The organism is Micromonospora sp. KC721, assembly GCF_004348355.1.
Lineage (GTDB): Bacteria > Actinomycetota > Actinomycetes > Mycobacteriales > Micromonosporaceae > Micromonospora.
In genome coordinates this window covers 1-856 of sequence record NZ_SMJY01000407.1, presented here as the reverse complement: position 1 = coordinate 856, position 856 = coordinate 1, and the positions used below count along the sequence as shown (strand labels likewise).

The 856-nt window shown below is 70.6% G+C and carries 1 protein-coding gene; it reads right to left on the bottom strand.

The window, feature by feature from the left end; translation table 11 throughout:
* Positions 1 to 828, bottom strand: a protein-coding gene (locus E1182_RS30690; RefSeq protein ID WP_371687630.1) for an IS5 family transposase whose coding sequence is annotated in 2 segments (ribosomal slippage) — positions 1 to 448 and positions 451 to 828 — 826 coding nt annotated over the 2 segments. Because the reading frame shifts where the segments join, the coding sequence is not laid out codon by codon here. This gene is flagged as partial in the annotation.
* Positions 829 to 856: the final 28 nt, after the last annotated feature.

Genomic DNA, 856 nt, shown 5'->3' with positions numbered 1-856 from the left:
CGGCCAGCTTGTCGAAGCGCGTGGCCACGGCCCGGTTGCGTTTGAGTCGGTTGATGCCGCACTCGACGGCGTGACGTTGCTGGTAGATGTGCGGGTCGAAGGCTGGCGGGCGTCCGCCCTTGGATCCCTTGGCCCGCCGGTTCGCGTCTTGGTCGGCCTTGCTCGGGATGGTCGCGGCGATCCCTCGCCGGCGCAGGTAGACCCGGTTCGCTTTTGATGTGTAGGCCTTGTCGGCCAGGACCCGGTTCGGGCGGGTCCTCGGTCGGCCGGTCACCAGGCGGGGAACGCGGATGGCGGTCAGGACGGGGATGAACTGCGGGCTGTCGCCGCGCTGCCCAGCGGTCAGGACCATGGCGAGGGGCTTCTGCCCTTGCTCGCAGCCCAGGTGCAGCTTCGTGGTCAACCCACCGCGGGAGCGGCCCAGCGCGTGGTCGGCCGGCTCCACCATGACTCCGCCGGGTGGTTCGGCCTGCAGATCCCCCTTTTCCTCGCCCCGGCCGCGTGCTGGTGAGCGCGGGCGCTGGTCGAGTCCACGGACACGTCCCAGGTGATCCTGCCGGCTGCGTCGGCGAGGGCCTGCAACGCCGTCAGGACCTGCAGCCAGGTGCCGTCGCGCTGCCAGCGGCGGAACAGGGCATACACCGCTGACCAGGACCCGTAGTGCGGTGGCACGTCCCGCCACGGGGCGCCCACCCGGATCCGCCACCGGATCCCGTCGATCAACTGCCGCCTACTCCATGACGACGGTCGACCTGGCCGCTTACCCGCAGGCAGCAACGGCTCCAGCACCGCCCACTGCACGTCGGTCAGGTCGAACCGCCTCGTCACCGCTAGGGTGTCCACGAGGTCTCCGGTT